This is a genomic window from Arthrobacter sp. Cza30 (assembly GCF_059090765.1).
In genome coordinates, this window is sequence record NZ_JBNHGA010000008.1 from 1 (window position 1) to 12338 (window position 12338).

The following is a 12338-nucleotide window of genomic DNA, read 5'->3' on the forward strand; positions in this document are numbered from 1 at the left end:
GCCCCCGGCGCCGCCGGTCCTCGGCCCGGGAGATTCTGGGTGGGGGCGGGGGGCGCCGAGAAACACCTCTAAATCGGGGGCTGGGGGCGGGGGTCAAAACCCACCGCCACCCCCTCCCGCCGCATCTTCCGGAAGCTCCGCGCCCCGGCGCTAGTCCTTGGCTTCCCGCGCGGCCTTGATCAGCGCATGCATCGAGGCGTTCAGCTCGCGCAACTGCTCGCGTTCAAGCCCCAAACGCGCCAGCATGGTTCCGGGCACGGCCAGTGCCTGCTCCCGCAGCGCCTGGCCGGCATCGGTCAGTCCCACGGCCAGCGCCCGCTCGTTGCCTTCCACCCGCTCCCGGGTCACCAGGCCGGCCTGCTCCAGCCGTTTGAGCATGGGGGACAGGGTGGCGGGTTCCTGCTGCAGCGCCTCGGACAGGTCCTTGACCATCCGCGGGCTCTGCTCCCAGAGGGCGAGCATCATCAGGTATTGCGGATGCGTGAGGCCCAGCTTCTCCAGCACCGGCTTGTAGGAGGCCACCACGCTGCGCGAGGCCACCGACAGGGCGAAGCACAGCTGGTGCTCCAGCAGCAGGTCGTCCGTCGTCCCCGCTGTGGCTGTCACGGCCATCACCCTCCATCAGTTCGTGCACTAATTGTTCGTGCCCTATTATGGTGTTGAATGCCCGCGGAGTCCACCGGGCCCCGGAAGAAGGATCACGCACATGACCGAGAAGAAGTCCCGCGTCAACGCGTTCATGCGGGCGACCGGCAAGTTCCGCATTGTCTTCGGCCCGGCCCAGAAAAGCGGCGTCGACCATCCCATGACCGAGGAGAACAAGGCGCTGCTCAAGCAGCGCGAGGCCGAAGCGTCGCAGTGGGAAACGGTCACCCGGGCGGACGGCAGCACGTACATCGTGCCGAAGAAGCCGGCCTAGCCAGCCCCGCTCTGTCCTTCCGTACCGCTCCTCGTTAAACTGATGCCACGGATTCTTCTGAGCAAGAAGGTGATTCAGATGGCTGGAAATGGGCGTTTCATGGACCGCTTTATGCGCGCCACGGAAAAGGCGGCGAAGGTCTGGGGTCCTGCCGATCGGATCGAGGCTGACTCTCCCGTGGTGCACAGGCACGACGCAGCGGAGAAGGCGTCCGAGGAACAACTGGCCGAGATCGAAGTGGAGCGCGGACCCGGCCACGCCTATGCCTACCGCCGGCCGCGCAAGTCCTGATCCCCGCCCCGATTTCAGGTCCGACCACGCCGGGCTCAGCCACCGGAAGCAGGGGCCGTCGGCTGATGCCGACGGCCCCTTCCCGATTCCGCCCGTACGGCGTCAGCGGCCGGTGCCGCCGTATACCGTGGCTTCCTCGTCGGTGTCCAGGTCGAATGCCGCGTGGACCGCGCGGACCGCGGTGTCCAGCAGATCGGCGTGCGTGACAATCGAGATGCGGATCTCGGAGGTGGAGATCATGTCCACGTTCACGCCGGCCTTATGCAGGGCTTCGAAGAACTTGTAGGAGACGCCGGGGTTGGAGCGCATGCCCGCCCCGATCAGCGAGAGCTTGCCGACGTTTTCGTTGTAGAGGATGCCCTCGAAGCCCACCACGTCCTGGGCCGCGTTGAGTGCCTCCAGGGCTTCCTTGCCCTCCACCATGGGCAGCGTGAAGGAGATGTCCGTCTTGCCGGTCCCGCGGGTGGAGATGTTCTGCACGATCATGTCGATGTTCGAGTGGGCGCCGGCGACGATGCCGAAGATCTCCGCGGCCTTGCCGGGGATGTCGGGCACGCCCAGGATGGTGACCTTGGCTTCGGAGCGGTCGTGGGCAACGCCGGAAATGATGGGCTGTTCCAAGGGTTCTCCCTCTTGAATCTTGATCTTGTCGTGGGGGTTGGGCAGTACCCAGGTTCCCTCGTTCGTGCTGAAGGACGAGCGCACGTGCAGCTTCACGCCGAAGCGGCGGGCGTACTCGACGCAGCGCAGGTGCAGGATCTTGGAGCCGGAGGCCGCCATTTCCAGCATCTCCTCGCTGGAGATGGTGTCGATCTTACGGGCGCTGTGCACCACCCGCGGATCGGCGGTGTAGATGCCGTCCACGTCCGTGTAGATTTCGCAGACGTCGGCGCCCAGGGCCGCCGCCAGCGCCACCGCCGTCGTGTCGGATCCGCCGCGGCCCAGCGTGGTGATGTCGTTGCTTTCCCGGCTGATGCCCTGGAAGCCGGCGACGATGGCAATCTCGCCCTTTTCGATGGTCGTCATCACCCGGTGCGGCGAGACGTCGATAATCCGCGCCCTGCCGTGGATGGCGTCGGTGACCATGCCGGCCTGGCTGCCGGTGAAGGACTGGGCCTTGGAGCCGAATTCCTGGATGGCCATGGCCAGCAGCGACATCGAGATGCGTTCGCCGGCGGACAGCAGCATGTCCATTTCACGGGCGCTGCTGCTGCTGGAGGAGACCTGGTTGGCCAGATCCAGCAGTTCGTCGGTGGTGTCTCCCATGGCGGACACGACGACGACAACCTGGTTGCCGGCGGCCTGGGTGTCGACCACGCGTTGTGCCACGCGTTTAATCCCCTCCGCGTCCGATACTGAGGAACCGCCAAACTTCTGCACTATCAGGCTCATGTGTTCTCTAAACAACTCCTGGGTTGGGGCCCGGACCGCGGCCGCGCAGGGCGCGCCGCCGGGCTCATGGATTTGCTGCCGCGCATCCCGGCTGCGGACACGGCGCGGCAAGGGCAATTCTAGCGCCGCCAAGGGTAGGGCGGAGAATGCGGCCGGCCAGTATGACCGGCCAGGGTAATAACGACGCCGGTGCCCGCGCCGCAGTGCCGGCGGGCACCGCCTGAGAGGCTCCAGACGCCGCCGGGTTGTTACGTGAGCATGCGGCGGCCTTCGAAGGCGCGGCCCAGCGTGACCTCGTCCGCGTATTCGAGGTCGCCTCCGACCGGCAGGCCGGACGCCAGGCGGCTGACGGGGATGCCGATGGATTTGAGCATCCGGCCCAGATAGGTCGCCGTCGCCTCGCCTTCGAGGTTCGGATCGGTGGCGATGATGATTTCCTCGATCTGTCCGTCGGAGAGGCGGCCGAGCAGCTCGCGGATGCGCAGTTGCTCCGGACCGACGCCGCCGATCGGATTGATGGCGCCGCCGAGCACGTGATAGCGGCCCTTGAACGACCGGGTGCGCTCGATCGCGATGACGTCCTTGGACTCTTCCACCACGCAGATGGCTGTCGGATCCCGGCGCGGGTCGCGGCAGATGTTGCAGGTGTCCTGTTCGGAGACGTTCCCGCAGATGGAGCAGAACTTCACCCGCTCCTTGACGTGGGTGACGGCGTCAACGAGCCGCTTCATGTCGGCCGGATCGGACTCCAAAATGTGGAACGCGATGCGCTGGGCGGACTTCGGGCCGATTCCAGGCAAGCGGCCGAGCTCGTCGATCAGCTCCTGGACAGCACCTTCGTACACTGAACCTTCAATCTCCGCGGGCGGTTAGGAACCGTCGAGGCTTCGTTCTTCGATCAGGCGTCCGCCGAGGAGCCTTTCAATGGCAGCGCGGCCCACCAGTCCGGAATCTTCGATGGCCTCGTCGTCTTCGCTGGGGATGTCCTCGACGTACTTCAAGTTTAGGTCACGGGCTGCCGGGGACGGCGCCGCGGCGGCCGATGTCGCCCGCGTGGCCTTGGCTTGGTCCAGCAACTGCTGGTAGCGGCTGCGCTTTTGCCCGGGCATCTGCCGGTCCGGCGTCGTTTCCCATTCCTCGGCGGGCGGTTCGTCGTTCGCGAACGGGATGTCGTCGTACGGAGAAGCCTGTGCCGGGGCGGAAGGGGCGGACGTGCTTGGTGGTGCTGCCGACAGGGCGCCGGTGGGCTGGCTGTTCAATTGGTCGGCAGCCCCGGGCACCGCCGCTGCTGGAGAGGCAGGAGCCGCTAGACCTGTGGGAGCTGCGGGGGCTGCGGGGGCGGGGAAGCCGGCCAGCGCCGAGCCGGAGTGGTTCGAGGCCGATGGCGCACCGGCTGCCACGGGGACAGCGGTGGGAGCCCCCGGGGCCGCCATCCGCTCGGCCAGCTTCGCAAACACCGGCTTTTCCCCTGGCAGGGCGGGCGGTCGCTGGCCATTGCCGGGGGCGCTGTTCGGTGATTCGGCCGACGGCGCTGACGCCGCGGTGGACCCGGAGAAGCCGCTGGGTGCTGATGCCCCTGACGCGGCGGAGGCAGCGCTGGGGACCGAGGCGGCGGTGGGTGCCGACAAGCTTGAGCCCGCGGACATGCCGCTGGGGGCTGAAGCGGCGGTAGACGCCGACATCCCGCTTGCGGCTGAAAGGCCCATAGGCGCGGAGACCCCGCTGGGGGCAGACGGACCGGAAACAGCCGAGGCAGGGGCTACGCCGGATCCCCCCGACATCGCAGGACCACCGGAGAAGCCGGACGTTGCGAAGCCAGTCGACGTCGCCGACCCGGCCGGTTCGGCCGTGCCAGCCGGCATCGGTTCAGCAGAAGACGGAGAGGGCACCGAGCCCGAGCCGGCCATGAAGCCGGCCACCTCGGCAGCGGCTGGTGCCGGCTGCCGAGGCTCAGCTTGCCCAACCGGTCCCGGAACCGGCGCGGGCGCACCTACCGTAGCGGTGTTGGCGGACCAACCTCCGTCTGCCGGCTGCGGCCGGCTAGTAGGTACTTTTGGGTTTGACTCACCCGCTGTCACCGACGCGTCTTCGACGGTTTGAATCTGCACGTCGATGCCGAGCACCTGCTGGATGGCCTTGCGCACGTTGTCCGCGTGGTCGCCGTTGTTGAAGTTGGTGGCGGAACCCTGGTTCTTGAAACCGAGCGTCAGTGCGGTGCCGTCGAGGCTTAGCGGCGAGGCATTGGTGCTGACGTTCATCCACGTCACCTTGCGGATGCCGCTGAGCGTATTCAGGATCTCCGGCCAGGCGCGGCGGATCATCTCGATCTGCCCGGACGCCTGCGGGCCGGGTTGGCCCTGGCGCGGAGCCTGCGCCGGTGGCGCGGCCTGTTCCGGGCGCGCGGGAGACTGTTGTGCCGAAGCCTGCGCCTGCGGTGCAACCGGTTCCGGGCGTGCCGGCGCTTGGGCGGGGGCAGGGGCCTGCGCCTGTGGTGCAACTGGATCCGGGCGTGCCGGGGCCTGCGGGGCAACCTGTTCCGGGCGCGCCGGAGCCTGCGCCTGCCGCTGCGGTGCGAGCTGCTGCGCCGGGGGCTGGCCCTGTGCCTGCGGCCGCTCGTTGGCTGCCGCTACCGGCGCCGCAGTGTTCCGGGGAGATTGAGCCGACTGACCCGATCCACGGGCCTGGTCTCCGGCCGGCTGAGCGGGGCGCGGTGCTTCGGTTGCCGGAGCCGGCTCCGGCATGGCGCCCCAGGTGCCGCCCCAGTCGGCCGCGCTTTCGCCGGAGGAGCCGGCAGCAGCGTTCTGCTGGCCGGCCGCGTCGGACGGGACCTGCACGCCGGAGTCCTGCCTGCCGCCGTCCCGCGGGTTCCCGAACACCGACGACGGGACAGTCGGACGGCTGGAATCGATGGCAGATGCCGGAGCGGAAGGCGGCTGGGCGGAAGACGCCTGGGCCTCGGCTGCGGCCGCGGTGCCGGCCGCGGCCGGAGATCCGGAGGTTTCCGCCGTCGCAGGTGCCGTACCCGCGGAAGCAGCGGGAGCTCCGCCGTCGTGCTGTTGGGCAGGCTGGCCTGCGGGCCGGGAGTTGTTGGCGGCGGGCGCGGTGGGACCCTGCTGGTCTTCGCGGGGCCAGTCGGTGGTGCTCACCCGCGGGGGAGTGAGGCGCTCGGCGTCCGGGCGGGCGGGCTCGGCCTTCTGCGCGTTGGCTCCCCGGAGCGCGGCGCGCGCGGCTTCGGGCCCGGAGAGCGGGGGCTCCGAGGCGGCATGCGCGGCAGGTGCCTGCGGCTGGCCGGCTGCCGGTGCGGAAACCGGGGCACCGCCGTAGCTGAGCCGGCGCTCGATCCGGTCCACCCGAGCCGCGACGCCCTGCTCGCCCTGGTCGGCGGCGGGCAGCAGGATCCGCGCGCACAGCAGCTCAAGGTGCAGGCGCGGGGAGGTGGCGCCCGTCATCTCGGTCAGCGCCTGGTTGGTGATGTCCGCGGCGCGGGAAAGCTCGGACGCGCCCAGCTGGTTGGCCTGGGTCTGCATCCGGGCGATCTGGTCTTCCGGGACGCCGCGCAGGATCGCGTGGGCGCTTTCCGGCATGGCGCGCACGATGATCAGGTCGCGGAAGCGCTCGAGCAGGTCCTCGACGAAGCGGCGCGGATCGTGGCCGGTCTGCACCACGCGGTCCACCGCGCTGAACACGGTGGACGCGTCGCCCGCGGCGAAGGCGTCGACGACGTCGTCCAGCAGGGAGGCATGGGTGTAGCCGAGCAGGGAAACGGCCAGTTCGTAGTCCAGCCCGTCGGGTCCGGCGCCGGCCATCAGCTGGTCCAGCACGGAGAGCGAGTCGCGGACCGAGCCGCCGCCGGCCCGGATCACCAGCGAGAGGACGCCCGGGGCCACCGGAACGTTCTCCTGCCGGCACAGCAATTCCAGGTACTGCATCAGCGGTTCCGGCGGGACCAGCCGGAAAGGATAGTGGTGGGTCCGGGAGCGGATGGTGCCGATGACCTTGTCCGGCTCCGTGGTGGCGAAGATGAACTTGATGTGTTCCGGCGGCTCTTCGACGATCTTGAGCAGGGCGTTGAAGCCGGCCGACGTGACCATGTGGGCCTCGTCGATGATGAAGATCTTGTACCGGTCGCGCACCGGGGCGAAGGTGGCCCGCTCGCGCAGGTCGCGGGCGTCGTCCACGCCGCCGTGGGAGGCGGCGTCGATCTCGATGACGTCGAGGCTGCCGGGGCCGCCGCGGCCGAGTTCGACGCAGGAGTCGCAGGTGCCGCAGGGCATGGGGGTGGGGCCTTCCGCGCAGTTCAGGCAGCGGGCCAGGATACGGGCCGAGGTGGTCTTGCCGCAGCCGCGCGGGCCCGAGAACAGGTACGCGTGGTTGACGCGGTTCTTCTGCAGCGCCGCCATCAGCGGATGGGTGACGTGTTCCTGCCCGATAACGTCCGCGAATGTGTCCGGGCGGTAGCGACGGTAAAGGGCTGTACTCACGATCAAACCCTATCGGTTGAAACTGGGCCGGTGCACGCCGAAGCGGCCGGGCTGGGGATAGGCAGCATGGGGGTAAGTAAAGACCCCTCATGCACCTGACAGAGCCCGCTTACCCTTGCTACCTTCCGGTCCTGGGGGAGTTCACAGGATGACACCGCATGAGGGGCCGACGAACAGTCTACCTGACGTCTGAGGGCGGCCCGAAATCAACCGCCGATCAACCGCCGGGGATCGTCGGGGCACCGGCGGCGGCGTCGGGAACGGCGTCGGGAGCATCCCACCAGCGCAGCACGCGGGAGCACCGCAACGTGGCCCAGCGGCCGATGTCCTCTGCGGTCCAGCGGAACCACATCCGCCCCGGATACGGGCGGTACCCGCCCCAGTTGCCCGGGCTGCGCCGCCCGTGGGCCACTACTTTAATGGCGGGCGACATCCGGTCATCGTGCGGGCAGCCCTCGGCGCGAAAGTACTCGAGGCCGCGCAGGATGTCGTAGTGCCACTGCGGCGGGAACCGGAACTGTGACAACGAAGGATGCGCCACCGCCCCGGTCCGGTGCGACCGGTAGAGCGAATGCATCAGCAGGAACTCGCGGCCGCGTGCCTCGGCGACGTCCACCTTGATTGGGCCGCCGCTGTGCCGGTAGGCAGCCAGCGCCTCCAGCGTGCTGATGGTGGTGTGGAAGGAGGCGTGCTTGGTCGGTGAGCTGTGGGCCTCGCAGTTCCAGCCGCCGTCGTCCAGTTCCTCGGCCAGCATCCACGACACTGCCTTGTCGATCCGTGGATCGCCGCCGAGCCGCTGGCCCAGCTCGGAGCCGACCAGCACGGCCATTGCCGTGACGCAGTTCTCGGCCCGGTCCTGATGCCGGCCGTAGGTCAGCCCGCCGTCGAAGTACTCTGCCCCGTCCAGCAGCCTCCGGCAGCCGGCCACGGCCTGCGGATGCCCTGGCGCCAGCCCGAGCCAGTGCAGCAGCAGCAAGGTGAACATGGTGGAGGTCCACTTGGGGTTGTAGAGGCCGCCGCCCCAGCTGCCGTCCGGATCCTGCGCCTCGAGCAGCAGGGCACCCCAGCCGGAGTCGGCGATTTGGGCTTGCGCGGCCGCCACTTCGCCTTCGGGCGCGTCGCAGAGATCACGCAGGGTCTGGAACCGGATTGACGGATCCCCGGCCAGCAGCCAGTCCAAGATGCGTGCCGGTGGCACGCTGCCTACCGCTGACTCTGTACCGGTGGCCATGTTGTTTAGTCCCCTTAGAAAAGGGGCTGCCTCCAGCCCCTCACCTCACCCATGGCGTAAGTTTGCCACTGCCGGTCGCAGCCTTCCAGAGCCAAAGGGCGGTCGTACCCGCACGGTCGTGGATTCGATTATTGAGCCCGTCCAGACTGGGTGGCGGCCGTCTCCGGACGGGCCCAGTTCGCCCAACCTCAGCCCCGGGAGGTCCGCGCGTCAGCCCCCGGGAGGCCCGCGTCTCAGCCCCTTGGGCGCCTGCGACGGAGCTCCTGAACTTCCGCGCCGGGCTCCCTGAACTTCCGCGCCCCGGCTCCTGGCCTCTCTCATCCCAGCCCCCGGGAGGCCGGGGACTAGGGCTCTTGGACTCCTCGGCTCAGCTTTCTGGACTCCCTTGCCCAGCTCCCTACACTCCTGCCCGATTCGGCACATGGGGCCGCTTTCGGGTACTCTGGTATCTGCTCTTGTGAGCAAGCATCTGGAGGATTCGCCTAGCGGCCTATGGCGCACGCCTGGAACGCGTGTTGGGTTCACGCCCTCGGGGGTTCAAATCCCCCATCCTCCGCCAGACCCAGCGGCCCCGATCTGCAATGCAGACCGGGGCCGCTGGCGTTAAATCGAACGCCAGTCGTTGCTGCGCAGGTCATGGCAGGGCCGGTCGCTCATGCACAGCGCGCGGTCGGCCGAAGGGGTCGTGCCCGAGAGTCAGCCGCGGATCGGTCAGCTTCTGCCCATGTTGAGCCCTAACTGTCCACGTTTTGGAGAACGAAAAGCCCCTGACCTGCGGGTATGTTTCGAGGCCGTTTTAAACGTGGACAGTTGCGTCCCGTGGGCCGCGCCGTCAGGCCTGCTGCGCGAGCCGGGCAAGGCGGCGGCGCGCGGCGGCTTCGCTGGGCCCGGTCTTGGACAGGCCGAGCCGGACGACGCCTAGGACGATCTGGGTGGCGGGCTTGATGAGGATGCGCAGCGGCAGGGGAGTGGTCGCGCGCAGTCCCAGCAGGCGGCGGTGCTCCTCGGGAAGCGTTTCGACGGCGGCGGCGAACAGGATGCGGTACCCCAGCCGTTGCGAGCGGGGCAGCGGGGGCCGCCTGACAAACGCGACCGTCTCCTCCATGGCGGGCGACGCTGCGAGCTCCGGCTCGAAGTCGGCCAGTTGGGCGCGCAGTTCCGCGTAAGTGCGGGGCGGGTCCGAGATATGCATGAGCTCACCGGCGTTCGCCCATTCGGCCACATAGCGGTCCGGACCACGCGGCAGCCGTCGGCCGTAGGCGAGGTGCGCGGTGACGAAGGCGTCGGTGAAGGTCAGATGCACCCAGCGCAGCAGATGGGGATCGTTGGCATAGTACGGCTGCTGCCCGCCGGCAGAGTCCGTGTAGGTTCCGCGGACGCGTTCATGCAGGCGCAGGACCAGGTCGCAGGCTAAGCGCGCCGCCGCGGTGTCGCCGTATGTAACAGTGAATATCCACCGAATGGTGTTGGCCAGGCGCCCCAGCGGATCATCGCGGTAGGCGGAGAAGTCATGCACGCCGGCCAGCGCGCCGGGATGCAGCGTTTGCGTGAGCAGCGAACGGATGCCGGCCACCAGGGTGGGCATCGAGCCGTGAACCGCCCAGACAGCCGAATCGGGCGCGAAGTAGCCCGCGTCGTCGCCATTCTCCAGGTCCAGCTCCCACTGCGGGATCGTGTCGCTCTGCCCGGAAAACGTGCCCCGCAGCTCGTCTCGCCAGCGGGTCAGGATGTTGCCCACACAGCCCATTATGGGCGAGCGGGAACGGCCGCGCACCGGGTGGGCAGGAGGGCTTCCAAGGCCCAACCCTGGAAGCCCGGCCCCCGGCGAGCTGCCGCGCCTACTTCTTGGCGAGCAGCTCCGGGTAGAACTTCTCGGTCACGTCCGGGTGGGCGCGCAGCCGCCCCTTGAGCATGTTGGCGCCGAAGCTGGAGAGCATCGGGTTGGTGGGGTCGTCGGTGCGGCCGCGAGAGCTGGCCTTGAGCTCCTCCGGCAGCGGCACCGGGTCGATCACGGCATCCAGTCGCGGCGACCAGAAGAACGGCACGGAGTAGCGGTCCACGCCGGGCGGCGGAGCCTGCACGCGGTGGACGGTGGCGGTGATGTAGCCGTCGGTGGCCACCTCCAGCATTTCGCCCAGATTCACCACCAGGGCGCCCTCGATCGGTTCGACCGGCAGCCACTCGTCGGACTCCGGCGGCCGCACCTCAAGCCCGCCGACCATGTCCTGCAGCAGCAGGGTAACGAAGCCGTAGTCGGCGTGCACGCCCACGCCCTGGTCGCCGGCTTCCTCCACCACGCCGCCCACGTAGTGCACCAGCTTGCCCATCCAGTGCGGGGTGCCGGCGAACGGCTCGTCGAAGTAGTCTTCCGGCAGGCCCAGCCCGACGCCGATGGCCGAGAGCAGGTCCTGGCCCACCGTGGACATCAGCTCGGCCCAGGCCATGGCCTTCTCGCGCAGGTCCGGCTGCACGGCATCCGGCCACTGGTTCGGGCCGCGGAGCAGCCAGTACTTCTGGTCCTCCGGGTAGTCGGCCACGGGCTCGCTCTCCGGCGAGTAGTCCAGCTGCTCGCGGGCGTCGGCGCGGCCCTGGGTCCGCTCGGTGCCCATGCGGGTGTAGCCGCGGAAATGCGGGGAGTTGCGGTTGTCCAGCTTCAGCCGCTCTTCCAGCGGCAGCTCGAAGAAGCGCTTGATCGCGTCGAAGAGCTCCGCCACCTGGCCCTCGGCAGCGCCGTAGCCGGTGATCTGGAAGAACCCGACCCGGTGCGCGGCGTCGCGCAGCTGGTCGATGAAGTCCGGGTTGAAGCTGCCGTCCGCCAACCGGGCGGTGCTCATGTCGAGTACTGGAATGCTCCCCTGAAGTGCGTTCATGGAAGGCAGACTAGCATCGGGCCCGGAGTCAATTGTTACGGACGTTACGTTTTGCTGCGGCGGCCTGGTTTCGCTTGACTCGCGGCCGGAATCGGCGTGGAATGCGCCCCCTATTTCGCCGTGTTACGGCCCGACGGTGGCGCGGCCGGCTCGGGAAGCTTCTACAACGTCTGGGCGATCGCAGCCCACGTCCGCAGGAACGCCGCGCCGGCCTCTTCGTGCACGGCCTTCGGGAAGCCCAAGTGGGCCGCGGTCAGCACCGGGTAGGGCTTCTGCGGGACGCCGTCGTCGGGGCGGACATCCACGTGCAGCACCGCGTGCCCATTGTGGTGCAGCAGGTCGGACATCGCGTAGTCGGTGCGCGAATCGCCCATCGTCCGCCAGGCGTGCGGCACCACGCCGTCCGCGGCCAGCATTTCCAGTGCCCGCTCGGCGCCCAGGTCCTTGCCCAGCTGCACCGACTCGATGTCGGTGGCGATGATGTTCGGGTCCACCCGGTAGTCAATCCGGTCGTCGCTGTCCGGCAGGTGCTGATCCAGGCGCGTGGCACCCATGCCGAACCTGGACATCAGGGCCAGGACCTCGGCGTCGAACTTTTCCTGCACCTGGCGGTACTCCCGGTTTTCGGTTCCCACCACCTGCTCCACGGAGACCATGGCCCGTTTGGTTTCGTCGAAGAACATGTGGCTGGAGTAGCCGGAGCTCACCAACTTGCGCACCTCCGCGGCGAACTCCTGCGGCGGGGCCAGCGCATGGTCCACATGGACGGTGCCCGGGCCGGCGGCGGTGAAGCTGAACCAGACGGCGCCCTTTTCGCACACCGCGTAGCAGCGCACCCCCGGCGCCATCCCGGCGGCGAGCATCGGCTCCATCACCTGCTCCCGGATGAACTGGTCCGACCGTCCGGTGTTGAACACAATCGGCCAGCCGCGTTTGGCCATCACCAGCAGCGAGTGGATGATCTCCGACGGCACCGTGCGGGTCACCGGCGAGGAAACCGGGCCGTCGACGTCCAGCAGCAGGCCGATGGGCGGCTGGTCCGGGCGGGCAGGGAGACCGGCTGTGAGGCTCATGGTCCCAGTATGACGGGGCGGCACGGCCGTTCGCATCCCACCAGTTTTTCCCAAGCCCGCCCGGCAAGGATGGGTGCCTAC

Annotated in this window: 10 protein-coding genes, 1 tRNA gene and 1 other RNA gene; 3 read left to right on the forward strand and 9 right to left on the reverse strand. The window is 68.8% G+C overall.

From position 1 onward, the window contains the following. Positions 1-150 precede the first annotated feature (150 nt). A complete protein-coding gene (locus AC5RVZ_RS24810; RefSeq protein ID WP_494068299.1) occupies positions 151-612 on the reverse strand; it encodes a MarR family winged helix-turn-helix transcriptional regulator in 462 nt (153 codons plus the stop codon). 94 nt (positions 613-706) lie between these two features. On the opposite strand from AC5RVZ_RS24810, the gene AC5RVZ_RS24815 reads away from it, so the two are divergent. Further along, the gene (locus AC5RVZ_RS24815) at positions 707-919 is read left to right on the forward strand and encodes a hypothetical protein (protein WP_493977167.1); all 213 of its coding nucleotides are present in this window, start codon (positions 707-709) and stop codon (positions 917-919) included. A gap of 111 nt (positions 920-1030) precedes the next feature. After that, positions 1031-1210 carry a hypothetical protein gene (locus AC5RVZ_RS24820; protein WP_494068300.1) on the forward strand — a complete coding sequence of 60 codons (180 nt, stop codon included), beginning with the start codon at positions 1031-1033 and terminating at the stop codon, positions 1208-1210. Between the two features lie 102 nt (positions 1211-1312). Here the strand turns inward: AC5RVZ_RS24820 and AC5RVZ_RS24825 are convergent, their stop codons facing one another. The 5 genes from AC5RVZ_RS24825 to AC5RVZ_RS24845 form a co-directional block, all read right to left on the reverse strand. Further along, positions 1313-2602: an aspartate kinase gene (locus tag AC5RVZ_RS24825; protein WP_494068301.1), complete on the reverse strand. Its 1290-nt coding sequence runs from the start codon at positions 2600-2602 to the stop codon at positions 1313-1315. Between the two features lie 248 nt (positions 2603-2850). Then, on the reverse strand, positions 2851-3447 hold the full coding sequence (recR, locus tag AC5RVZ_RS24830; protein WP_494068302.1) for a recombination mediator RecR: 597 nt from the start codon (positions 3445-3447) through the stop codon (positions 2851-2853). A 24-nt stretch (positions 3448-3471) separates the two neighbouring features. Then, a complete protein-coding gene (locus AC5RVZ_RS24835) occupies positions 3472-7083 on the reverse strand; it encodes a DNA polymerase III subunit gamma and tau (protein WP_494068303.1) in 3612 nt (1203 codons plus the stop codon). A 75-nt stretch (positions 7084-7158) separates the two neighbouring features. Further along, an RNA gene (ffs, locus tag AC5RVZ_RS24840) (signal recognition particle sRNA small type) lies at positions 7159-7254 on the reverse strand. A 46-nt stretch (positions 7255-7300) separates the two neighbouring features. Further along, entirely contained in the window at positions 7301-8281 is a 981-nt protein-coding gene (locus tag AC5RVZ_RS24845) for a prenyltransferase/squalene oxidase repeat-containing protein (protein WP_494068304.1), read from the reverse strand. Positions 8282-8785: 504 nt separating this feature from the next. On the opposite strand from AC5RVZ_RS24845, the gene AC5RVZ_RS24850 reads away from it, so the two are divergent. After that, positions 8786-8873: transfer RNA gene (locus AC5RVZ_RS24850), tRNA-Ser, on the forward strand. Between the two features lie 273 nt (positions 8874-9146). On the opposite strand, the gene AC5RVZ_RS24855 is transcribed toward AC5RVZ_RS24850, so the two are convergent. From AC5RVZ_RS24855 to AC5RVZ_RS24865, 3 genes are all read right to left on the reverse strand, one after another. Next, positions 9147-10061, reverse strand: coding sequence for an oxygenase MpaB family protein (locus tag AC5RVZ_RS24855; RefSeq protein ID WP_494068305.1), 915 nt, complete (start codon positions 10059-10061; stop codon positions 9147-9149). 91 nt (positions 10062-10152) lie between these two features. Continuing rightward, a complete protein-coding gene (locus AC5RVZ_RS24860) occupies positions 10153-11184 on the reverse strand; it encodes an isopenicillin N synthase family dioxygenase (protein ID WP_494068306.1) in 1032 nt (343 codons plus the stop codon). A gap of 161 nt (positions 11185-11345) precedes the next feature. Next, positions 11346-12257, reverse strand: coding sequence for a hypothetical protein (locus AC5RVZ_RS24865; protein ID WP_494068307.1), 912 nt, complete (start codon positions 12255-12257; stop codon positions 11346-11348). Between the last annotated feature and the right edge of the window lie 81 nt (positions 12258-12338).

Bases quoted from the DNA above. Each gene is read 5' to 3' on its own strand.
- AC5RVZ_RS24820 (WP_494068300.1), top strand. From the start codon at position 1,031: ATGCGCGCCACGGAAAAGGCGGCGAAGGTCTGGGGTCCTGCCGATCGG.
- AC5RVZ_RS24855 (WP_494068305.1), bottom strand. From the start codon at position 10,061: ATGGGCTGTGTGGGCAACATCCTGACCCGCTGGCGAGACGAGCTGCGG.
- AC5RVZ_RS24865 (WP_494068307.1), bottom strand. From the start codon at position 12,257: ATGAGCCTCACAGCCGGTCTCCCTGCCCGCCCGGACCAGCCGCCCATC.
- AC5RVZ_RS24860 (WP_494068306.1), bottom strand. From the start codon at position 11,184: ATGAACGCACTTCAGGGGAGCATTCCAGTACTCGACATGAGCACCGCC.
- AC5RVZ_RS24810 (WP_494068299.1), bottom strand. From the start codon at position 612: ATGGCCGTGACAGCCACAGCGGGGACGACGGACGACCTGCTGCTGGAG.
- AC5RVZ_RS24825 (WP_494068301.1), bottom strand. From the start codon at position 2,602: ATGAGCCTGATAGTGCAGAAGTTTGGCGGTTCCTCAGTATCGGACGCG.
- AC5RVZ_RS24815 (WP_493977167.1), top strand. From the start codon at position 707: ATGACCGAGAAGAAGTCCCGCGTCAACGCGTTCATGCGGGCGACCGGC.